The organism is Gordonia asplenii (assembly GCF_012933505.1).
GTDB classification, from domain to species: Bacteria; Actinomycetota; Actinomycetes; order Mycobacteriales; family Mycobacteriaceae; genus Gordonia; species Gordonia asplenii.
Genome location: NZ_JABBNB010000014.1, coordinates 119,209 through 140,052 on the forward strand (window position 1 = coordinate 119,209; position 20,844 = coordinate 140,052).

A 20,844-nucleotide genomic window follows, 5' to 3' on the forward strand; every position below is an offset into this window, starting at 1 on the left:
TGTAGGTTGACGAAGTCGGATCGTCAACTGGCGGTTGACGCTGTGACGACTTTCCCTGATCGAGCCTCGCTCGGTGTCACCACATGTGGGAAGGCGGGAATCGGGCTGCGGCGATGTTCGCGCAGCGTCTGGCCGGTCATCGGCGCCACGAGGCCGATCATGCGTTCGGCGACGATCGGATTGCGGGTGGCGGCGACACCGATGCGTGCGGCCAGCGTCGCGACACGATCGAGCGCAGCGGACTGGTCGAAGCCGCCGGCCTGGCGCATCCACTTGGGTAGCGTCGCGATCGAGATCGGCGCGAGTGCGCGACTGGCCAGCCAGAAGCGTGCGCCGCCGAGGTCGTAGTCGGTGCGCAGCAGGTAGTGCATGCCGCGCAGCGCCACCTGCGAGGTGCACAGTTGCGGCCGCACTCGGGCGAAGTACTCGCGAACCTCGGCGCGGCTGGTCGGGACGTCGGACGGCTTGCAGGTCTGCAGCTGCGCCGCGATCACGCATTCGCGCCAGTATTCGGACTCCTCCTCGGGGGTCAACGGGCCGGGCCCGAACATCTCGTAGCATTTGAGCACCGAATGCCAGCCGGTGACGTGAATCCAGAGCTGCGACGCGGGGTTGTTCGCGGCGAATCGCCTGCCCGAGATCGGTTCGATCCCGGTCATCGCGGCGTGGATCTTCATCAAGTGTTCGGACTCGTAGAGCGCCCGTTGCGCGTCGCCGACTGCCACGGTGAGGAAGTAGGCGAGCGTGTGGTCGAGTCGGACCGCGGGCTTGCGGTAGATGCCTTGCGAATCGGCAACTGCCGCAGCGAGAAACGGGTCGAAATGCTCGAGAACCACCGAACGCTGGAAGCCGATGACCGCGGTCGGCGAGGTCCAGATCTTCCAGGATTGTGAATCGGGACCGAAGAAGCCGTAGTCGTTGACGCGCAGCGGCGGTCGGGTTGCGGGTGTGGAACTCATCGATGTCCTCCTGATTGCTACACCTATGTAGCTAATTACTACAACCATGTATCTTTGATCGGGGAAGGTCAAGAGGTTCGGGTTCGGAGAGGAAGTCGAGATGGCGCCACGACGCCCCTACGCTGCACGGATGTCGATCGAGCAGCGTCGAGATCAGTTGCTCGACGCCGCGCTGGCAATCGTCGTGTCCGACGGTCACGCCGCGGTCACCATGGGCTCCGTCGCCGCGCGCGCCGACGTGACCAGGCCCGTCGTGTACGGCGTATTCGCCGACCGGGCGGCGCTGTTGGCTGCGCTGCTCGACCGCGAGAGCGCGGCCGCCGCCAAACAGGCCGCGGATGTCGTGAGCGGCGACGTGGACGCCGTCCTCGGTGCCGACCTTCCGGTATTCGTCGAGCGCTTTCTGCGCGCGGTACACGAGGCTCCCGCGCGATGGTTCTGCATCGTCATGCCGGTCACCGGGATGCCCGCCGAATTCCATGCCGCGCGTGACGCCGTCCGCAATCGGATCGTCGAGCGAATCGCCGCGGCGGTGCGGCGCCGCGCTCGCGATGCGGATGCGCAGCTTGTCGCCGAGATGATCGTCGGCATGCTCGAATGGGCCGCCAGAACAACCCTCGCCCAGCCCGACGACTACCCGCCCGAGCGCTTCGCCGCGGCATTCGCGCCGGTCGCGGCGTTGCTGGAGGCGGTCGACGCGTGATCGGTTGTCGCTGATCGGGATTGCGCATACGGTGGACGTCGGCCCTGATTCATGCCGTCAACTCTGATCATGCCGTCAACTCTGGGAGTGTCATGAGCACCGTTGCACCGCCGCATCCACTACTCGACAGGTTCACCTCGGTGCGGGCGCTGACCGATACGCTGACCGCGACCCTGTCGGCCGAGGATCAGACACCGCAGTCGATGACCGCCGCCAGCCCGGTGAAATGGCATCGCGCACATGTCACTTGGTTCTTCGAAGAGTTCATTCTCTGGGCGCAACCGGGCTACGCCGTCTACGACGACACCTATCGCTACTTGTTCAACAGCTACTACGAGGCCGTCGGCGCACGCCATCCCCGCCCCGACCGCGGGCTCGTCACGCGGCCGGGCATCGACGACATCACGCGCTACCGCGAGCACGTCGACGCCGCGTTGATCGATCTGCTCCAACGTGGCGATCTGGACGAATCTGCTTGTGCGCTGATCGAATTGGGCTGCAATCACGAGCAGCAGCATCAAGAGTTGATTCTCATGGATCTCAAACATCTGTTGTCGCGCAATGCTTTCGAACCCGTTTATGTCGACCGGCCGATCGAATCATCCGGTGCCGCGGAGTCGATCACCTGGCGGTCGATCGCAACGGGATTGCAGCAGATCGGATCCGACGGGGCACCCGCCTTCGCCTACGACAACGAGGGGCCGCGGCACACCGTGTACCTCACCGGCGCCGAAATCGCCTCGCGCGCAGTCACAAACGCCGACTGGCTGGAGTTCATCGCCGACGACGGCTACCGCCGCGCCGACCTGTGGTTGTCCGATGGTTGGGCCACTGTCAACGAAACAGGCTGGGCCGCACCGGAATACTGGGAATACAACCCCGACGACCCGGCGTCGTCGACGACGTTCACCCTGTCCGGCCGGCGTCCCATCGTCCTCGACGAACCGGTGCTGCACGTGTCCTTCTACGAGGCCGACGCCTACGCGCGCTGGGCGGGTGCCCGACTGCCCACCGAATTCGAATGGGAAGTCGCCGCAACCGATTCGGAGTCCAGGCGCGGCCAACTCCTCGATCCCGCGCGTTGTCACCCCGGTCCGGCGGGCCAGGCGATGGTCGGGGACGTGTGGGAATGGACCGCGTCCGCGTATCTGCCCTATCCGGGATTCGTCCCGGCCAACGGTGCGGTGGGCGAATACAACGGCAAGTTCATGTCCGACCAACACGTGCTCCGCGGAGCGAGCGCCGTCACGCCGGCCGGCCACGAGCGCATCACCTACCGGAACTTCTTTCCGGCATCGTCGCGGTGGGCCTTCACCGGGCTGCGGTTGGCCCGATGACCGCACTCGACGCCGGACTGATCGCCGACGCCGCGACCCTGTGGAACAACCCGCCGACGCTTCCGACGAAATGGCTCTACGACGAGCGGGGCAGCAAACTCTTCGACGAGATCACCCGCCTGCCCGAGTACTACCCGACTCGACGTGAGACGGAGATACTCGCCGCCCACAGCGTCGACATCGCACAGCGCACCGATGCCACCCTGGTAGCCGAATTCGGTTCGGGCACATCGACGAAGTCCCGGTTGGTGTTGACCGCCTTCGCCGACCGCGCGGCGGCGAAGGGACGATCGCTGAGCTATGTGCCGATCGATGTGAGCGCCGAGGTCTTGGTGCAAGCCGCGCGGGAGCTGTCGGCGGATTACCCGACGGTCGACGTCGAACCGCTGCTCGCCGACTTCACCCGCCCGCTCGAACTTCCGCCGTCGGACGGGCCGCGACTCGCGATGTTCCTCGGCGGCACCATCGGCAACTTCGACGCCGGCGGTCGCGCCGATTTCTTCGCGCGTATCGCTGCGGCGCTGAATCCGGGCGATTTCTTCCTACTCGGTGCCGACCTCGTCAAAGACACCGGTCGACTCGTGGCCGCCTACGACGACAAAGCCGGGGTGACAGCCGATTTCAATCGCAACATCGTCGAAGTGTTGCGAACGTCGCTGAACGCGACCGGACTCTACGCCGACGACTTCGATCACATCGCACGGTGGAATCCGCGCGAACATCGGATCGAGATGTGGCTGCGCGCCCGGCGCGACGTCGACGCGCATTTCGCCGCGCTGAACCGCGATTGGCACCTGCCGCGGGGAACCGAGGTGCTCACGGAGATAAGCACTAAATTCGACGTCGGCGCGCTCGGCGGGGAATTGGCGTCGGCCGGGTTGACCGAGCAGGACTCGTGGACCGATTCGCACGGCGACTTCGTCGTGATGTTGGTGGGGCTGCGGGCGCGTCGCGCTCTGGACTGACGAAGGAGTAGCGTCGCGATGCTCGTACCACTGAGTGAGGTGGTACCGATGGCATCGCGGTGCTGCGAGTGAGGAGGGAAGAGCGCGAGATCAGCGCCTGCAGCGCTGCGAGCGGAGCGAGCCAATACTGCTGCGGGCGCGTCGCGCTCTGGACTGACGAAGGAGTAGCGTCGCGATGCTCGTACCACTGAGTGAGGTGGTACTGATGGCATCGCGGTGCTGCGAGTGAGGAGGGAAGAGCGCGAGATCAGCGCCTGCAGCGCTGCGAGCGGAGCGAGCCAATACTATTGCGGGCGCGTCGCGCTCTGGACTGACGAAGGAGTAGCGTCGCGATGCTCGTACCACTGAGTGAGGTGGTACTGATGGCATCGCGGTGCTGCGAGTGAGGAGGGAAGAGCGCGAGATCAGCGCCCGCAGCACTGCGAGCGGAGCGAGCCAATACTATTGCCATGCCGACTCGGCATGGTGCCGAGTCGTTCGAAGGAGCTCGTCATGTGGGATACAGTCTGGGGATTTTTCTGGCATACGATCGTGATCTTCGCGTTCGTCGCCTACCTCATCGTGCTCTGGCACATCGTCACCGACCTTTTCCGGAACAAGAAGACGTCCGGATTCGCGAAGGCCATTTGGATCATCTTCCTGATCGTTCTGCCGTATTTGACCGCCATCGTCTACCTGCTGATCAACGGCTCGGGCATGGCGCACCGTGAGAAGGCGGCGTACGACGAGGCGAAGGAACAGTCGGACGCATACATCAAGAACGTCGCGGGCCACAGCCCGGCGCAGCAGATCGCTGACGCGAAGGCGCTGTTGGAATCCGGTGCGATCACCCAGGAGGAGTTCGACACGCTCAAGGCCAAGGCGTTGAGCTGACCTCATCGATCGTTAGCCAGTCGTACGGGCGCCCGTTACCTCACCGTAGCGGGCGCCCGCTGCTATTCTCGCCGCTGTGATCGCATATGTCGCAAAGCGAGTGGCGTCGTGGGCGGCGCTGGTCTTCATTGCGACAAATCTCGCCTTCTTCCTAGCCAGTGCCTTTCTCGACCCACGGTCCAACTATGCGGCCCGACGCCCCCCGCTTCCCGAGTCGGTGGTCGACACGACGCTGAACTCCTACAATCTCAACGACAAGACGCCGATTCTCGAACGCTGGTGGAATTGGTTGTCGGGCATACTCTTTCACTGGAATTGGGGAACGACGCCGGTCGGCGTGAGCGTCAACGAGCAGGTGTCCTTCCGTATCTGGTCGTCGGTGCAGCTGGTCGCGGGAGCGACGGTGATCGCGACCGTGCTGGGCATCGGGCTCGGCGTGTACACCGCGCTGCGGCAATACAAACTGGCCGATCGGGCCTGGCAGCTGGTCTCGATCGTGATGATCAACATTCCGGTCGCCGTCGCCGGCCTCGCCGTCGTGCTCATCGGCATCGCGATCAACCAGGGAACCGGTGACACCGTCTTCTTCGTGTCCGGGGCGTCGAGCATCGACGTCCACGGGTTCTGGCCGGTGCTGACCGACCGCGTCGCGCACCTGATCCTGCCGACTGTCACCCTCGTCGTCGTGCAGTACGCGGGCTTGCACTTCCTGCAGCGAACACTGTTGCTGGACACCATCAATGCGGACTTCGTGCGGACCGCGCGGGCCAAGGGCCTCACCCGAACCAAGGCGGTGCGGCGGCACGCACTGCGGACGGCGATCATTCCGGTCGCGGTCGGCGTCGCATTCGCGGTGCCCGCGGTGTTCACCGGCGCGGTGATCACCGAGACGATCTTCGGATGGGAGGGGATGGGCCGCTACTTCGTGACGTCGATCGGAACCAATGACGTCCACGGGGCGGTCGCGGTGGCCGCTTTCGGCGCATTCGCGACGGCCGTCGGCGCGATCCTCGCCGACGTCGTCGTCGTGTATCTGGATCCGCGAGTTCGTATCGCCCGGGGAGGTGCAGCGTAAATGTCTGCGCCGCAACATGAATCACCTCAGTTCGAGTCCACGGCGACGCCGGTGAACGTCGTCGGCGCCGAGGCGTTGCCCGCGGGCGAACTCGCCCCGGGCGGGGCGCCCCTCGCTACCCGACCGTCGGGACGGGTGCGGTTGATCGCCCGCCGCTTCGCCCGGAACCGGTCGGCGCTGGCCGGTCTGATCGTCTTCGCGGTGCTCGTCTTCTTCGCGATCTTCGGCGGGCTGTTCACCCGGTACAGCTACACCGACACCGACTTCCTGGCGATCGGGTTTCCGCCCGGCGACGGGCACTGGTTCGGTACCAACGATGCGGGAAACGACCTGTACGCGCAGGTCATTCACGGTCTCGGGCGCTCGCTGATCATCGGCTTGTCGGTGTCGATCGGCACCACGGCGCTCGCCGCGGTGATCGGTTGCACGGCAGCGTATTTCGGTGGCTGGGTGCAGCGGGTGATCCTCGGCCTGTGCTATCTGCTGCTGGTGGTGCCCACCTTCCTGGTCCTCGCATTGATCTCCAACAAGACCGGCGGAGACTGGCGGTGGCTGATCGTCGTGCTGATCGCGACCGGCTGGATGATGCTGGCCCGGGTCGTTTTCTCGCTGGCGGAGTCCATCCGGGCGCGCGACTACGTGACCGCCGCCCGGTATCTCGGTGAGCCGCCATGGAGAATCGTTGTGCGGCACATCATTCCGAACCTCGGTTCGCTGCTGGTGATCAACTTCGCGCTGGGTGTCGTGGCCACCGTGCTGGCTGAGACCGGCTTGTCCTTCCTCGGACTCGGCGTCAAGATCCCCGACGTCACACTGGGGTCGCTGCTGCAGTCCGGGGCGGGAACGCTGGCGGCGTCGCCGTGGCTGTTCTACTTCCCGGCCGGCGCACTGACACTGTTGACCGTGTCGATGACGCTGCTCGCCGACGGCTTGCGGGATGCGCTGGATCCCAATGCTTCTCGCCGGCCCAAGCGGCGTCGACCCGCCGGGGCCGACGCGAAGGGGAGCTCATGAGTCCGGTCCTGACCATCGCCGACCTCCACGTCGACTTCGACACCGAGGCCGGTCTCGTCCAGGCGGTGCGCGGCGTCAGCCTCGAGGTCGACGCCGGGCAGACGCTCGCCGTCGTCGGCGAATCCGGGTCGGGAAAGTCGGTGACTGCACTGGCCGCGATGGGCCTGCTGCCCGACGCCGCCGCGGTGCGCGGGTCGGTGCGGCTGGCCGGTGACGAGCTCATCGGGCGCACCGACAAGGAATTGTCTCGTGTTCGCGGACAACAGATCTCGATGGTCTTCCAGGATCCGCTGTCGTCGTTGACGCCGGTGTTCACCGTCGGCGCACAGGTCGTCGAGGCGCTGCAGATCCATCGCTCGATGTCGAAGCAGGCGGCGTGGCGCCGTGCCGAAGAACTTCTCGATCTGGTCGGGATCGTCGATCCGGCGCGTCGCGCGCGGTCGTATCCGCACGAACTCTCCGGCGGCATGCGGCAGCGGGTGATGATCGCGATGGCGATCGCCAACGACCCCGCGGTCATCATCGCCGACGAGCCGACGACGGCTCTCGACGTCACCATCGCCGCGCAGATTCTCGCGCTGCTCAAGACTGCTCAACGCGAAACCGGCGCCGCGCTGATGCTCATCACCCACGATCTCGGCGTCGTGGCGGCGACTGCCGATCAGGTGGCGGTGATGTATGGCGGGCGGATCGTCGAGCGGACCGATGTCGACGAGCTGTTCGGTCGGCCGCGTATGCCCTACACGATCGGCCTCCTCGGTGCGGTGCCGCGCGCCGACGTCGAAAACATCGGCGCCGGTGGACGTCTCACACCGATCGAGGGGGCACCACCACTGCTCGTCGACGTCGCCGATCGATGCCAATTCGTGCCGCGCTGCCCGGTGGTGCAGGATCGGTGCACTGCGGCCGAACCTGCGCTCCGGGAGGTCGGGCCGGGGCATTCGGTGGCATGTGTGCGCGCGTCCGATGTCGACGTCGACGGTCGGATCGGCGGGGTGCTGATCTTCCCGCTGCGCATGGAAGAGACTGTGCGGCAGAAGGATTCGACCGAATCTGGCGGACCGATCGTCACTGTCTCGAGGCTGCGGCGCGAATTCCCGCTGACCGAGGGCATTCTCAAACGGCGGGTGGGTACCGTTGCGGCGGTCGCGGGCGTCAGCTTCGACATCCGGCCCGGGGAGACGTTTGCGCTCGTCGGCGAGTCCGGGAGCGGCAAGACAACGACGGTCACCGAGTTGGTCAACTTCGACCAGCCCGCCGGCGTGATCGGTATCGACGGCGTCGACCCGGCGACGCTGAGCAACCGGGCCCGACGCGGTCTGCGGCGCGGTGTGTCGATGGTCTTCCAAGACCCGGCGCAGGCACTCGACCCCCGCTTCACCGCTTACGACATCATCGCTGAACCGTTGCGCGCCTTGGGAATCGACAAACAGGAGACGTCCCGGCGGGTGGGCGCGCTGATGGCACAGGTGGGACTCGACGCCGCGCACGCCGATCGCTTTCCGCTGGCGTTCTCCGGCGGTCAACGTCAGCGCATCGCGATCGCCCGGGCACTTGCGTTGTCGCCCAAGCTGATCGTGCTCGACGAGCCGTTGTCTGCGCTAGATGTATCGGTGCAGGCCGGAGTGGTCAATCTGCTCAAGGACCTGCAGGATCGGACGGGTGTCTCCTTCTTGCTGGTGGCTCACGACCTCGCCGTCGTCGCGCAGATCGCCGATCGGATCGCTGTGATGTACCGGGGTAAGTTCGTCGAAACCGGTACTGCCGCAGAGGTTTTCGTGACGCCGAGGCATCCGTACACTCGCGCCCTGCTGTCCGCGGTGCCGGTACCGGATCCGGCGGTGCAGCGTCGTCGGCGACCGGTCTTGTTGCGCGGCGAGGCCCCCGGCGTCGGGGCCGCGGTCGCCGGTTGTTCGTTCGCCGGGCGCTGCCCACTGCTGCCGCTGCTCGCCGACGCCGAGCAGTCGAGGTGCCGGTCAGAGGAGCCAGAACTACTGGTGGACAACGGAAGTCACGCATTCGCCTGCCATTTCGCGGAGCATGATGCGGCCGCGGGACTCGGTTCGTCCGAACAGGGGGCGCAGGCATGAGGATGTCGCGATGGTGGCTCGTCGTCGTATTCACCGCGACGATCGCGCTCGTCGCCGGTTGCGGGGTCGACCTCGCGGGTGGTGGGAGTTCGTCGAGCACGCAGCCGCAGATGAACTTCCAACCGCGGGACAAACTGCGCGACGGCGGCAGCCTGACCACCGCCATCGTCGAAGTGAGTCCGCAGTGGAACACCTTCCACGCCGACGGCACCGCGTACACGTTGGCGCTGTGGCGTTGGTACAACCCGAGTTTGGCGTTCTTCGCGCCGGATGGCACCTACTCGTTCAACCGCGACTATCTGACCGACGTCCGGACCGAACTGATCAACGGCAACACCCAGGTCACCTACACGATCAACCCGAAGGCCGTCTACAACGACGGAACACCCATCGACTGGCGGGCGTTCGAGAACACCTGGCGGATCAACCGGGGGACCGATGCCAACTACGTGATCAGCGCCTCAGACGGCTACGACCGCATCGCGTCGGTGACGCCCGGACGTGACGCCCGCCAAGCGATCGTCCGGTTCAACGGGGTGTGGGCGTGGCCGAACGGGTTGTTCAACATCCTCGTCCATCCCAAGGTGGATACGCCCGATCTGTTCAACAAGGCGTATCTGCAAGCGCCGCACAATGAATGGGGTGCGGGGCCGTATGTGGTGAAGTCGTACGACCGCAACGCCGGCGTCGTCGTGTTCGAGCGCAATCCCAAATGGTGGGGCCAGCCGGGCAAACTCGATCGTCGGGTGTTCCGGCAGATGGAAGATCAGGCCGCGATCAACGCCTTCAGCAACGGCGAGATCGACGCCATCGGCGTCGGATCGAAGGACAATCGGGCGCGCGTGCTGACGATGTCGAACGTCGACATCCGGACGTCGGCGACCCCGCAGCAGTCGTTGTTGGTCGTGAACCTCGATACCCCGGTCCTGCGCGACATCCGGGTCCGCGAGGCGCTGCTGCGCGGCATCGATCGCGCCACCCTGGCCCGCATCCGGTTCACCGGACTCAACTATTCCGAGCCGCTGCCGGGGTCGTTATCGCTGTACGCATTTCAGCCCGGCTACGAGGACAACGTCAGTGCGTCGATCACCTACGATCAGGCGAAGGCCCGCGCTCTGCTCGATCAGGCGGGATGGACGCCGGGTGACGATGGGATCCGACGCCGCGGCGGCGCCGCGCTCGAAGTGAGCCTTCCGATTCTCGGCGACTCTCCGGCGATCACCAACATCGTGCGCGCGCTTCAGGCGATGCTGGCCCAGATCGGCGTCAAAGTCGACATCGTCGTGCGGCCCAGCTCCGACTTCTCCAAGGTGATCATCAACAAAGAGTTCGACTTGTTCATGATGGGGTTCGCATCCAGCGACCCGTATGGCATGGCCTATTTCTGCCAGGTCTGGTGCAAGGGGTCGCAGCTGAACAAGGCGGGCGCCGGCTCCCGCGAACTCGACGCCGAGATCGCCCGCGTCGCCACCATCGCCGACCCAGCCGAACAGATCAAGGCCGGAAACATCGTCGAGCGCAAGGCTTTTGCGCAGTACTCCGACCTCCCGCTGTTCAACGGCCCGCAGATGGTCGCCGTCAAACACGGGCTGGCGAATTACGGCGCCGGCCTGTTCTACATCGGCCCGGTCGAGAACATCGGGTGGGAGAAGTAGGCAGCGGCACCACGCCACTTCGGTCTACAACCGGACCGCGGGCCCGACTTTCAGGTTGAATCCGGGCAGTTCGTTCAACGGCACCGACAATTCGTAGGTTCGGTCGTAGCCGGTGGAGCTGATGCGCCAGCCGTCGTCGGTCCGACGATAGGTGTCGGCGTAGAACGCGGCGCCGACGAGCATGAAATTCATCTCGGCGACGATCACCTTGTCCTGCAGATACCAACGGCCGGTTGCGGTATCGCCGTCGACGTCGATTTCCGGATGTGCGACGCGGTGCTCGCTGACCATCCGCGGGCCCATGTTCTTGCGCATGAACGCGACGATTTCGCTGCGACTCGTCAAATTCAACTCCCCGTAGTTGCCGGTCGCATCCTCGGTCAACGTGTCGGAAAAGGTGTCCCAGTCCTTGGTGTCCAATGCACGCAGGTAGCGATACTTGTTGGCCTTGATGGCGGCGATATCGGCGTAGAGCGAGTCGGTCACTGGGTGGGAGCTTCTTTCTTGCGAGTGCCGGGCAGAACGCCGGCGTCGAGGATTGCCTTGACGTAAGGCCTTGTGCGAGTGATGATTTCGGTTGCCTCGGGCGCCGTCCAGGCGGCCGCTGTCGCATTGTCGGTGCGCAGCTCGACGGCGTTGTACAGGGCGAACCCCGCGTCGGTCAGTCGGTGGCCGGTCTCCGTACGCTGCGCGAGACCGCGCTCGACGAGCCGGTCGATGGACGCTTGCCAATCGTCCTGCGACCACCCGCGGCTGATGAGAAAGAACTTCATGCCCAACGCCCGGCGCACGACGGTGGGGTCGGGGAGTTCGGCTTCGTGTAGGGCCGCGGCGTCGATGCCGTCGAGTCCGTACAGCACCAGCGCCGCGATGTGATGGTCGCCGCGCCATTCGCGCAGCACCGAGAGGTGTCGCCACAGTGCGAGGTGCGCGGCGTCGGGGACGACGGTGCTCGCCCACGCCGCGGCGAGCGGGCGTCCGCTCATCGGGAGTCCGTCGACGGTCTTGCCGTACCACGCGGCCAATTCGGCTAGTTCGACGTCGTTGACCCGATCCCCGAGGATCTGCCGATACTGCGCGTCGAGCATCTGCTCACGCCGTGCCATCACGCGCTGGAGCCCGACGTCGCGTGCCGCGGCCCATGCCGTCGAAATCATCTGCGGCGCAAAGTTGTAGAACATCGCGGAGACGGCCGACGACGTGCACTCGCCGAGCACACCGGCACGCGCACCGACGTAGAATGCGTGCGCGTCGAGGCCGGTGTCGCGCTGGGCGTCACCGAGTCCGGGATTGAAATACGCCAGAACGTGGTACGGCTCGAGGGTTTGATAGGCGAGACGGGCGACTGCGGCAGGCGATGCTCCGGCGTCGGATGAGGTCATACCTCAACAGATGTCATGAACGCCGACGACTGTCAACCTTCCGCGGGTCCGTCGGCGATTGTTCCCGATCAGCGGGAGGCGTAGTCCCGGCGTCGGTCTCCGGTGGGGCGGTCGACTGAAAAGTACTGTCGGAGAACAACTCTGCGATGTGCGACGCGTCGTCTTCCGCGGCGGCTTCGCGACCGCGGCGCCAACCACCCTTGAGTGGCGGCTCCTCGGCGAAGTGATCGGCGTCGACCGAGCCGTACCAGGCGACTAGGACGGCGCCGACGAATGCTCCGATGAATCCGAGGACTGCCAGCCACGCATACCCCGACTTCGCGGTATCGCCCAGGAACACCACCCCGACGAGGCTCGGGCCGGCGGTCTCGCCGACGACGAGTACCGCGGTGACACCGTTCACGGCGCCGAGTTGCAGTGCGACGGTCTGCACGTAGAAGCCGACGGCACCGGCCACGGCGATCGTCCACGCGGCTGGATCCAGCAGCAGCGTCCAGACATTGAGCGGATGGACGCCGTCGAGAACACGCACCGCGATGGCGATCACGCCGAACAGCAGTCCCGCTGCCGCGCCGCCGACGATCGCACCGCGCGTGCCGAGTTTGTAGACGGCCCACAGCGCGAGCGCGCAGAGCACGACGGTGGCGCCGAACATGCCCCAGTGGAAGCTGCGCTCCTCACCGCCGCCAGTCGAATGCGACGATGCCGCGCCGAGTAGGCACAGCGATACGACGACCATCCCGATCGCGATCCAGTCGCGCGCGTGCAGCACGATGCCGAGCAGCACCGTGCCCAGCAGCGCGGTGACGACGAGGTTGGCCGACACGATGGTCTGGGACAGGAACAGGGGGAGGAATCGTGCGGCGATGGCACCGCCGGCGAAGCCGACCACGACCATCAGCGTGCCGAGAACGAAGGACGGGTCGAAGAACGTGGACACGGTCGAGTTGACCGACGGGCCGCCGGTCGAGGTGAGCTGGTCGGTACGACCCTGCTCACGGGCTTCCTGAGCCGTGCGTCGAGCGCCAAGCGCGCGGAGAACCGTCGACATGCCGTACGCGACGGCCGCCAGGCTCGCTGCGATCACGCCGATGACGAACATGAGTGCTCACCTCCCCTTGACTCGATCTGACTCTTAGCAATAGTAGTTATTATCAACCCTGGCGTTTACCTGGATATTCCCGCCGACGGGTGATTCTTCGGATACTCGCAGACGGCGTTAGACTCTGCCCCGATGCATACTTCCGAGGGAAAACACGTACTCATCACCTTTGCGCGCTCGTTCCTCACTCTCGAGTTGTCGCGGCTGATGGCCGCCGCAGGACATCGGGTCACCGTCGTCGACAGCATCTCGATCACGGTGAGCCGCTACTCGAAGGCGACGTCGAAGTTCATCAAGGTACCGCCGCCGAAGTTCGAACCGCAGGCGTACTGCCGCAAACTGTCGCAGATCGTCGTCGACGAGGGGGTCGACTTGGTCATCCCCATCCACGAGGAGACCGACATCCTGGCGATGATGGTCGGCCTGTTCGACCCGTCCGTCAAGTTGTTTTTGACCGACTTCGCCACCCTCGACACGCTGCACAACAAGGTCTCCTTCCAGCGCAAACTCGACGAGATGGGTCTGCCGACGCTGGGTTTCGCGTCGGTGTCGAACGACGCCGAGCTCGCCGCCGTCGACTTCGGCGCGCCGTTCGCGCTCAAGCAGTCGTATTCGCGCGGGTCGCAGAACATCTACAAGGTGGTCCCGGGGCAGCCGCTGCCCAGCCCCGTCTATGAGGACGGTAACGAGTGGCTGGCGCAGGAGTGGACGTCGGGGACGAGCTATTGCACGTACTCGATCTGTCACGAGGGAAGGATCTACGCGCACGCCACCTATCCGGTGCGCTACGCGATCGACGGGAAGTCGTGCCTCACGTTCACCGAGACCCGGCATCCGGGCATCTTCGACTGGGTCACCAAGATCGTCGCTGAGACCAACTTCACAGGGCAGATCGGCTTCGACTTCATCGACAACCCCGACGACGGCCTGCGCTGCATCGAGTGCAACCCGCGCGCGACGAGTGGGATCATGATGTTCCGCGAGCACAATCGCGTCGACCGCGCCTTCTTCGGCGACAACGTCGACGCCGCGGGCAACGTGGAACTCATCGAACCCGACCCCGACGTCGACAAGATGATCGGCGTCGGCATGCTTCTCTACGGTTGGCGCAAAGAGGCGTACCCGGACAACACGCTGCGCGGATTCACCAAGGAATTCCGGCGCGCCCAGGACGTTATCACACGCAAGGGCGACGAGCGACCGGCGGTGATGCTGGTGCCGTCGTACGCGGCGATCCTGCGAACCTGCATGAAGTACAAGGTGGGGCTTGCCGAGGCCTTCATGCACGACCACGAGTGGGACGGCCGACGGTACTAGCGATGATCGACGTACTGCTGGTGTGACCGGGCAGTCTCGCGCGTTCACCTTGTTTACTCGCAGACACCTCGCCGAGCTGGCGAGGTTTGTGCGAGTAGATGAGGTGAATTGCGCCGACGTCGTCGCTGGATCCAGGCTCAACCACAGGACGGGGCCTGCCGTCGGTGAATCCTGACTCGACCAGCGGGGAGCTCCCTCCGCAACTTCAATACGTGGTTGCGAACTTCCAGGCGGATCTGATGGCGCCCTCGATGTAGTCGACGGAACCGGCGTCGCCGACCACTTCGACTGAAATGCCTGCCGCAGCGAGGGTTTCGGCCAGCGGTGCGCCCGACGTCGTGTCAGCGGCGTAGACAACCATGTCCGCCGGTGCCGAATGGGTCGTGTCTTTGACGGTGAATTCGACTGCGGTGGAAGTGATTCGGGTAACCAGCGCCTGCCGGTGAACGTCGACGCCGAGCTCGCCCGCGCGTCGAACGGCGGTCCATCGACGGGGCATCGCCATCGGCAGCCCGAGCTGCTTGCCGGAGTCCAGCAGCGTCACCGAGCGGCCGCGATCGGCGAGCCACTCGGCAAGCTCCAGCCCGACCAGGGATCCGCCGATCACCACGACGTTGCGCCCCATCGGCAGGAAAGTCCGCGTCAGCCTCCGAATTGCATTGGGACTCTTGGTGATTCCGGACAACTTGCCGAGCTTGCCGATCGCCCGCAGGGTGCGGGAGCCGTCCGAGTCCTCGGCGCTTCCGAGTAGCAGACTTCGTAGTGTGTCGCCGGTGTGGACGTGGGGGAGGTCGCCGCCGGGGATATCCGGGCGCGGTCGGACCGCGCCGGTCGCGACGACGACGTGGTCGGGACCGAGCGCGGTGATCAATTCCGTTGTCGCAGTGGTGTTCAGCCGGACGTCGACGCCGAGCCGGGTGATCTCGTCGGTGAGCCAGTCGAGGAGCCGCTCGTTGTCGGGCGTCGTCAGCGTCGAGAACCAGAGCGTGCCGCCGAGGCGGTCGGACTTGTCGACGACGGTGACCCGATGGCCGCGCAGCGTGAGCAGCCGCGCGGTCTCCAAGCCCGACGGCCCCGCCCCGATCACCACGACGCGTTTGGCGGCACGGGTGGGCTGCAGGGGTAGTAGCTCTTCGTTGCCCAAGGTCGGGTTGACGGCGCACAGCGGAGTGTCGTCCCAGAAGTTCTCCTGCACGCAGACATAGCAATTGATGCACGGACGCACCTGTTCGGGCGTGCCGGCGGCGAGCTTGTTGACCAGGTCGGGGTCGGCGAGCAGTTGGCGGCCCATCGCGGCGAAGTCGATGCGGCCGTCGGCGATGGCCTGCTCGGCGACGTCGGGCAGCATGCGCCCGACGGCGATCACCGGGACAGTGACGTGCTTGCGGACCTCGGCGGCGAGCTCCACATACGCGCCGACCTTGTTCGGCAACGGCCCATCGGTGAAGTTGGAGAACGGGTTTCGGCCCCAGCCGGTCACATGGATGGCATCGGCGCCCGCCTTCTCGAACATCGTCGACGCCGCGCAGGCCTCGGCATTGGTGAGGCTGCCCTCCTGACCGAATTCTTCGCCCGCGACACGCACGATGACGGCCATCGTGTCGCCGACGGCCTCCTTCACCGACGCGATGACCTCGCAGGCGAGGCGGGCGCGATTCGCCAGGCTGCCGCCGTATTCGTCGGTGCGCTGATTGTCGGCCCGAGCGAGGAATCCGCCGAGGACATAGCCGTGGGCGCAATGGATTTCGATGGCGTCGACGCCGGCCTTCCGGCAGCGGACGGCGGCGTCGGTCCACGACTGAATCAGCCACGCGATGTCGTCGGCGGTGGCTTCCCGATAGCTGCCCTGCTTACCCGCGGTGACCGCGGCCATCTTCATCAGTTCGTCGGTGGTGCAGTCCGCGAGCGCGCTCATGTCGTAGCTGAAGTTCGGTGTGCTGGGCACCAGCATGGCGCGGTCGTCGAGGGTGTCGATACGCGCGATCTTGCCGTGATGGGTGCTTTGCACGCACAGTTTGGCGCCGGCGGCGTGTACGGCGTCGGCGAGCGCGGTCAGACCGGGGATGAACCGGTCGTCGGAGAGTCCGGGCTCTTTGGTACTGGTGGCACCGATCGGATAGGCGATGGCCGATGCCCCGGTGATGATCAGGCCTGTTCCGCCTGCGGCTCGAGCGGCGTAGTGGTCGATGTCGGCTTGCTCGATCTCGCCGTCGACGCAGACGTTCATGTCCATCGCGGGCAGGACCACACGGTTGCGCAGCGTCATCGGCCCGATTCGGCCGGGCTGCAGGATATGGGAATAAGAACGTGTTCTAGCCATGCGGTTGAGCGTACCGCAGATTCAATCAGTGATTGAACAAGTGATGGAATTCGGTGCCCGGACCGTCGGCCCATCGACTGAGCGTCGAGCAGTTCCTTAGCGGTGCGAAGCGTGCCCATCGATTCAGGGGCAAGGCTTTTCCGTCTTGTCCTCTACGCGGCATTCTCACAGGATTGGTCAGTCGGGCAACAGCTGAGAATGGGGTGAGGGTGACTACCGTGTGGACAGCGAGTCCCGAGAATTCGACGAGTACGACAGGGCAGTGCGACGGTGCCGGCCATCGACCGCTGGAGATGCTGCGACGTCGGGCGATGCATCCGCCCGCGGTCGGACTTCGCGGCGGACTGGCCGCGCACCGCACCGCACCGCCGCAACTCAGCCAACGCGAGCGCGAGGTGCTGCGAATGTGGGTGATGACCGATTCGAAGACCGAAGCCGCACAACGACTGTTCCTCAGCACGTCGACGGTGAGCACGCACATCACCCGCATTCGGCAGAAGTACGACGACGTCGGGCGGCCGGCGCGGACCAAGGCCAGCCTGCTGGTGCGAGCCCTGCAGGACGGTCACGTTCGCCTCGATGAGCTGGACTAGCCTCAGATCAGTCGGCTGATCAGGAGGGTGCACCGTGCAGAACGGATTACGTCGAATCGGACTTGTCGAGGACCATGAATCGGTGGCACTCGGACTGCGCGCGATGCTCGTCGACGAGGCTGATCTGGAACTGACGGCATGGGCGCCGACCGTGGGCGAATTGCTCGCCGACAGCGCGGATTTCGCCCTCGTCGTCCTCGACCTGCGACTCGCCGACGGCACCTCGCCCAAGGCGAACGTCGAAGCGTTGCACGATGCCGGACTCGAAGTGCTGATCTTCACCGGCGGAGAGAATCCGTACCTGGTGCGGTCGGCGGCGCGGGCAGGGGTGCTCGGCGTGATCCGCAAGTCGGAGCCGGCGGCGAAAGTGGTCGAGGCGCTTCGAGTCGCGGCGTCGGGCGGTCACGTGATGACCACCGACTGGGCCGCGGCCATCGACGCCGACCCCGACCTGCCCGACGTCGGCCTGAGCCCGCGCCAGCGAGAAGTGCTGGCGTTGTACGCATCCGGTGAGAAGGTCACCCGGGTGGCGCGGTTGACCGGACTCGCCGAGCAGACCGTGAACGACTATCTCAACCGGATCCGGCGCAAGTACGCCGAGGCGGGCCGGCCGGCGCCTACCAAGACCGACCTGTACAAGCGAGCTGTGGAGGACGGGTGGCTGCCGATACCGCACTACGGCGAGTAGCGGCACCACGCCCGCGGACCGGCCTGGCCTGGCGAGTCGGCGTGCTCGACGTCGGACCGGCCGAACGTCGGCTGGCGCGGATGTTCGCCCGGTTCGTCAGCGTCGGATACCTGCTGTTTCTGCTGGTGCTGGCGCCGCAGATCATCGAACAGTCGGCGTGGATGCCCGCGTGGTGGACGCCCACCCTGGTCGTGGTCGTGTGGGCGCCGGCGTTCGCCCTGGGGGCGGTGACGTTCGGCCAGGAGCGGTGGATCGCGCCGACGGCGGCGCTGACCGCGCTGTCGTTCCTGGTCGCGCCGATCAGTTGGCTGCTGATCGCACCCGGTGTGGTGGCGCCCGGCGGGCAGGCGGGAGCCGTCCCGTGGATGGCGCTGATGCCGGGGCTCGCTGCGTTGGCCGCGTCGTTGCCGTGGTCCACTCCGTTCGTGGCGATCCACTTGCTGACCATCTGCACGCTGTGTCAGCTGGTCGCCCACAGTTCGCGGGGATGGAACGGCGCGACCATTCTCGTCCTCGACACGTTGTTCTCCGTCGGCTTCTGCAGTGTGTTCGTCGGCGGTGCGGTGATGGCGATCCGAACGGGTCGTCACCTCGATCAGGCTACGGTGACCGCCCGCCGACACGCTGCCGCGGCCGCCGAGGCCGAGGCGCGGGAGGTGGAGCGCGAACGATTCGACGCGCTGGTGCACGACGGCGTGCTCTCGACCCTGCTGCTCGCCGCGACCACCGGCGTCGACGCGTCCTTGCAGCGCCAGGCCACGCGGACCCTTGCGCAGATTGACGGGCTGCGCCACGCCGATCGCCGGCAGGATCCGCTTCGGACTGTCGAGGCGGTGGCGCTGTTGCGGGCCGCCGCCACCGATGCCGACGAGAACATCACCTTCCGGGTGCTCGACCCGTCGTCGAATCACGAGGTGCCGGCGCACGTGGTCCGGGTGGTGGCCGCCGCGTTGGGTGAGGCGGTGCGGAACAGTGTTCGCCATGCGTCGGGGCCGCTCGTCGCGGCTCGACGCTGGGTGGTCGTCGAGATCTCCGACGGCGCGTTGCGAGTGGTGGTCAACGACGACGGTGTCGGCTTCGACATGAAGCGAATCGCGCACCACCGCATGGGAATCAAGGTCAGCATCCTGGGCCGGATGAGCCAGCTCGACGGCGGGGCGGCCGAAGTACTGTCCGCGCCGACGGAGGGCACCGTGGTGTCGTTGCGCTGGGTGGCGCAGGCATGAGCGCTCGACTCGCCGGGGCCGACGGTGACACCCGGACGCTGCTCGGCCTCCACACGCGGACCGCGTGGTTCATCTTCGGTCTCAACACGGTGGTCAACCTGGCCCTCGTGGTGTGGTGCGGTGACCGGCTGTCGCCGCTGTGGCTGCCGCTGGTCGGGTGGTGTCTGGTGGTGGCGAGCGGCGCGGCACTGCTATTGGTCGGCGGCGACCCGCTGCCGGTCTGGGCGTCGGCGTGCATCGCGCTCAGCGGCCCCCTCGCCGTCGTCCTCACGGTGCCCGCGATATCGATGGATACCTATGACCCGCACGCGATTTGGATGACCGGTCCGGTGACCTGTGTCCTCGCCTACCTGTGCGTCCGCGGCCGATCCGCCTTCGGCTGGTTGGGACTGACCACCATGATCGGGGCGTTGGTGGTTTGGACGTGGCGTGTTGGGATGGGGCCGACTGCCGGATTGGTGCTCGCCGGAAGCAATTTCGCGGCGCTCGGGATGGCGACCTTCTTCGCGTACACGATTCGTCCCGCGGCGGAGTCGATCTACGCCCTACGCAGCCGCGAAGCGCAGCGGGCCGCCGACGAGGCCGGCGCGGCGGCGATTCTCGACGTCCGCGACCGTCGCATCGAACAACTCGACACCGATGCGCGACCCCTGCTCCAACGGATCGCCGACGGCGCCGAACTCACCACCGACGAGCGCATCGAGTGCCGCATGCTCGAGGCGCACCTGCGAGATGGGTTGCGCGGCACGGTTCTCGCCGCGGAACCGGTGGTGACCGCCGCTCGGGCGGCCCGGCTGCGCGGCGTCGAAGTGGTGCTGCTCGACGACGGCGCCATCGCGTCGGTCGACTCGCCGCAGGCCCGCGCGGTACGCGCGACGCTCGCCACCGAGCTCGACGCCGCCCGCGACGGGCGGGTGACCGCGCGCGTCCTGCCGACCGGGCGCGAGCGGCTGGGCACCGTCGTCGCCGACACCGGCACCGGCTACCGCCGACTGGAGTTCGGGCCCACCGGTGAGGTGGTGTCAGTGCTGGTCGACGACGAGTGATCGGCGTGGCTCGTGGGAGGTATGAGCGGTTCTGGAGCCGCTGACTCTTCGCTCCACCACTTTCGGTCGTGCGGAAGCACGAACGCTGGGGCGTATCTGTCCGGGACCGGGGTTCACCGGGCCGACGTCGCGGATCAGGTTTGTGCGGCGGTCAGCCGCCGCGATTGAACGCCACGGCTGCCCGGACCAGATCGACGAACGCGGCGTCGTCGAGCTTGTCGGATTCTTTGAGGTCGACGGCGCGACGCGTTCCGGCGGTGAGGCTGGAATTGAAGATCTTGGTCGGGTCGGCCAGCGCGGCGCCCTGGGCAAAGGTGACCTTGACCTTGTCCTTGTAGGTTTCGACGGTGCAGACGAGGCCGTCGAGCGAAAACGTCGGCACGCCATCGGGATTGGACGGCTTGCGCCATTTGATCTCTTCGGCGACGTCGGGGTCGGCCTGCCGGATCAGTTCGCGGATGTCGTTGACTCGGGTCTCGCGCCAGTCGCTGGTCATCCG

19 protein-coding genes are annotated in these 20,844 nt (G+C 66.1%); 13 read left to right on the top strand and 6 right to left on the bottom strand.

The genetic code is table 11. The features are described from left to right. Positions 1 to 23: 23 nt before the first annotated feature. Positions 24 to 959 (bottom strand): oxygenase MpaB family protein, encoded by a 936-nt coding sequence (locus HH308_RS14930; RefSeq protein ID WP_170195007.1) that lies wholly within the window; start codon positions 957 to 959, stop codon positions 24 to 26. 130 nt (positions 960 to 1,089) lie between these two features. On the opposite strand from HH308_RS14930, the gene HH308_RS14935 reads away from it, so the two are divergent. The 8 genes from HH308_RS14935 to HH308_RS14970 all read left to right on the top strand — a co-directional run bounded on the left by HH308_RS14935 (position 1,090) and on the right by HH308_RS14970 (position 10,671). Next, entirely contained in the window at positions 1,090 to 1,662 is a 573-nt protein-coding gene (locus HH308_RS14935; RefSeq protein WP_246284618.1) for a TetR family transcriptional regulator, read from the top strand. A 92-nt stretch (positions 1,663 to 1,754) separates the two neighbouring features. Continuing rightward, entirely contained in the window at positions 1,755 to 2,999 is a 1,245-nt protein-coding gene (gene egtB, locus HH308_RS14940; RefSeq protein ID WP_170195009.1) for an ergothioneine biosynthesis protein EgtB, read from the top strand. Further along, complete coding sequence (egtD, locus tag HH308_RS14945) at positions 2,996 to 3,964, top strand: L-histidine N(alpha)-methyltransferase (RefSeq protein ID WP_170195010.1); 969 nt, start codon at positions 2,996 to 2,998, stop codon at positions 3,962 to 3,964. The genes egtB and egtD overlap by 4 nt, the downstream gene beginning before the upstream one ends. A gap of 492 nt (positions 3,965 to 4,456) precedes the next feature. Further along, a complete protein-coding gene (locus HH308_RS14950) occupies positions 4,457 to 4,837 on the top strand; it encodes an SHOCT domain-containing protein (RefSeq protein WP_170195011.1) in 381 nt (126 codons plus the stop codon). Positions 4,838 to 4,913: 76 nt separating this feature from the next. Then, the gene (locus HH308_RS14955) at positions 4,914 to 5,912 is read left to right on the top strand and encodes an ABC transporter permease (protein ID WP_170195012.1); all 999 of its coding nucleotides are present in this window, start codon (positions 4,914 to 4,916) and stop codon (positions 5,910 to 5,912) included. Continuing rightward, the gene (locus HH308_RS14960) at positions 5,913 to 6,926 is read left to right on the top strand and encodes an ABC transporter permease (RefSeq protein WP_170195013.1); all 1,014 of its coding nucleotides are present in this window, start codon (positions 5,913 to 5,915) and stop codon (positions 6,924 to 6,926) included. Then, positions 6,923 to 9,016, top strand: a complete 2,094-nt coding sequence (locus tag HH308_RS14965; protein WP_170195014.1) for a dipeptide ABC transporter ATP-binding protein — start codon at positions 6,923 to 6,925, stop codon at positions 9,014 to 9,016. Before HH308_RS14960 ends, HH308_RS14965 begins: the two co-directional genes overlap by 4 nt. Positions 9,017 to 9,018: 2 nt before the next feature. Further along, positions 9,019 to 10,671 (top strand): ABC transporter family substrate-binding protein, encoded by a 1,653-nt coding sequence (locus tag HH308_RS14970; RefSeq protein WP_170195063.1) that lies wholly within the window; start codon positions 9,019 to 9,021, stop codon positions 10,669 to 10,671. 24 nt (positions 10,672 to 10,695) lie between these two features. Here the strand turns inward: HH308_RS14970 and HH308_RS14975 are convergent, their stop codons facing one another. The 3 genes from HH308_RS14975 to HH308_RS14985 are packed head-to-tail and all read right to left on the bottom strand — an operon-like array spanning position 10,696 to position 13,155. Beyond that, complete coding sequence (locus HH308_RS14975) at positions 10,696 to 11,157, bottom strand: nuclear transport factor 2 family protein (RefSeq protein ID WP_170195015.1); 462 nt, start codon at positions 11,155 to 11,157, stop codon at positions 10,696 to 10,698. Beyond that, on the bottom strand, positions 11,154 to 12,053 hold the full coding sequence (locus HH308_RS14980; RefSeq protein WP_170195016.1) for an SCO6745 family protein: 900 nt from the start codon (positions 12,051 to 12,053) through the stop codon (positions 11,154 to 11,156). The genes HH308_RS14975 and HH308_RS14980 overlap by 4 nt, the downstream gene beginning before the upstream one ends. Before the next feature lie 13 nt (positions 12,054 to 12,066). Continuing rightward, a complete protein-coding gene (locus HH308_RS14985; protein ID WP_170195017.1) occupies positions 12,067 to 13,155 on the bottom strand; it encodes a DMT family transporter in 1,089 nt (362 codons plus the stop codon). Positions 13,156 to 13,287: 132 nt separating this feature from the next. Here HH308_RS14985 and HH308_RS14990 point away from each other — a divergent pair, with 132 nt between their 5' ends. Next, the gene (locus HH308_RS14990) at positions 13,288 to 14,472 is read left to right on the top strand and encodes an ATP-grasp domain-containing protein (RefSeq protein WP_170195018.1); all 1,185 of its coding nucleotides are present in this window, start codon (positions 13,288 to 13,290) and stop codon (positions 14,470 to 14,472) included. Between the two features lie 205 nt (positions 14,473 to 14,677). On the opposite strand, the gene HH308_RS14995 is transcribed toward HH308_RS14990, so the two are convergent. After that, positions 14,678 to 16,792: an FAD-dependent oxidoreductase gene (locus HH308_RS14995; RefSeq protein WP_170195019.1), complete on the bottom strand. Its 2,115-nt coding sequence runs from the start codon at positions 16,790 to 16,792 to the stop codon at positions 14,678 to 14,680. Between the two features lie 218 nt (positions 16,793 to 17,010). Here HH308_RS14995 and HH308_RS30445 point away from each other — a divergent pair, with 218 nt between their 5' ends. The 4 genes from HH308_RS30445 to HH308_RS15015 are packed head-to-tail and all read left to right on the top strand — an operon-like array spanning position 17,011 to position 20,345. Continuing rightward, positions 17,011 to 17,385: a response regulator transcription factor gene (locus HH308_RS30445; RefSeq protein ID WP_312870603.1), complete on the top strand. Its 375-nt coding sequence runs from the start codon at positions 17,011 to 17,013 to the stop codon at positions 17,383 to 17,385. A 34-nt stretch (positions 17,386 to 17,419) separates the two neighbouring features. Then, positions 17,420 to 18,073, top strand: coding sequence for a response regulator transcription factor (locus tag HH308_RS15005; RefSeq protein ID WP_312870604.1), 654 nt, complete (start codon positions 17,420 to 17,422; stop codon positions 18,071 to 18,073). Then, complete coding sequence (locus HH308_RS15010; protein WP_170195020.1) at positions 18,043 to 19,299, top strand: ATP-binding protein; 1,257 nt, start codon at positions 18,043 to 18,045, stop codon at positions 19,297 to 19,299. Before HH308_RS15005 ends, HH308_RS15010 begins: the two co-directional genes overlap by 31 nt. Further along, positions 19,296 to 20,345: a DUF8320 family protein gene (locus HH308_RS15015; protein ID WP_170195021.1), complete on the top strand. Its 1,050-nt coding sequence runs from the start codon at positions 19,296 to 19,298 to the stop codon at positions 20,343 to 20,345. The genes HH308_RS15010 and HH308_RS15015 overlap by 4 nt, the downstream gene beginning before the upstream one ends. A gap of 151 nt (positions 20,346 to 20,496) precedes the next feature. Here the strand turns inward: HH308_RS15015 and HH308_RS15020 are convergent, their stop codons facing one another. Continuing rightward, entirely contained in the window at positions 20,497 to 20,841 is a 345-nt protein-coding gene (locus HH308_RS15020) for a DUF1801 domain-containing protein (RefSeq protein ID WP_170195022.1), read from the bottom strand. Between the last annotated feature and the right edge of the window lie 3 nt (positions 20,842 to 20,844).

What these genes read in the sequence shown, in the direction of transcription:
- HH308_RS14930 (WP_170195007.1), bottom strand. Translation starts at nt 959, where the DNA reads ATGAGTTCCACACCCGCAACCCGACCGCCGCTGCGCGTCAACGACTAC.
- HH308_RS14935 (WP_246284618.1), top strand. Translation starts at nt 1,090, where the DNA reads ATGTCGATCGAGCAGCGTCGAGATCAGTTGCTCGACGCCGCGCTGGCA.
- egtB (WP_170195009.1), top strand. Translation starts at nt 1,755, where the DNA reads ATGAGCACCGTTGCACCGCCGCATCCACTACTCGACAGGTTCACCTCG.
- egtD (WP_170195010.1), top strand. Translation starts at nt 2,996, where the DNA reads ATGACCGCACTCGACGCCGGACTGATCGCCGACGCCGCGACCCTGTGG.
- HH308_RS14950 (WP_170195011.1), top strand. Translation starts at nt 4,457, where the DNA reads ATGTGGGATACAGTCTGGGGATTTTTCTGGCATACGATCGTGATCTTC.
- HH308_RS14960 (WP_170195013.1), top strand. Translation starts at nt 5,913, where the DNA reads ATGTCTGCGCCGCAACATGAATCACCTCAGTTCGAGTCCACGGCGACG.
- HH308_RS14965 (WP_170195014.1), top strand. Translation starts at nt 6,923, where the DNA reads ATGAGTCCGGTCCTGACCATCGCCGACCTCCACGTCGACTTCGACACC.
- HH308_RS14970 (WP_170195063.1), top strand. Translation starts at nt 9,019, where the DNA reads ATGTCGCGATGGTGGCTCGTCGTCGTATTCACCGCGACGATCGCGCTC.
- HH308_RS14980 (WP_170195016.1), bottom strand. Translation starts at nt 12,053, where the DNA reads ATGACCTCATCCGACGCCGGAGCATCGCCTGCCGCAGTCGCCCGTCTC.
- HH308_RS14985 (WP_170195017.1), bottom strand. Translation starts at nt 13,155, where the DNA reads ATGTTCGTCATCGGCGTGATCGCAGCGAGCCTGGCGGCCGTCGCGTAC.
- HH308_RS14990 (WP_170195018.1), top strand. Translation starts at nt 13,288, where the DNA reads ATGCATACTTCCGAGGGAAAACACGTACTCATCACCTTTGCGCGCTCG.
- HH308_RS14995 (WP_170195019.1), bottom strand. Translation starts at nt 16,792, where the DNA reads ATGGCTAGAACACGTTCTTATTCCCATATCCTGCAGCCCGGCCGAATC.
- HH308_RS15015 (WP_170195021.1), top strand. Translation starts at nt 19,296, where the DNA reads ATGAGCGCTCGACTCGCCGGGGCCGACGGTGACACCCGGACGCTGCTC.
- HH308_RS15020 (WP_170195022.1), bottom strand. Translation starts at nt 20,841, where the DNA reads ATGACCAGCGACTGGCGCGAGACCCGAGTCAACGACATCCGCGAACTG.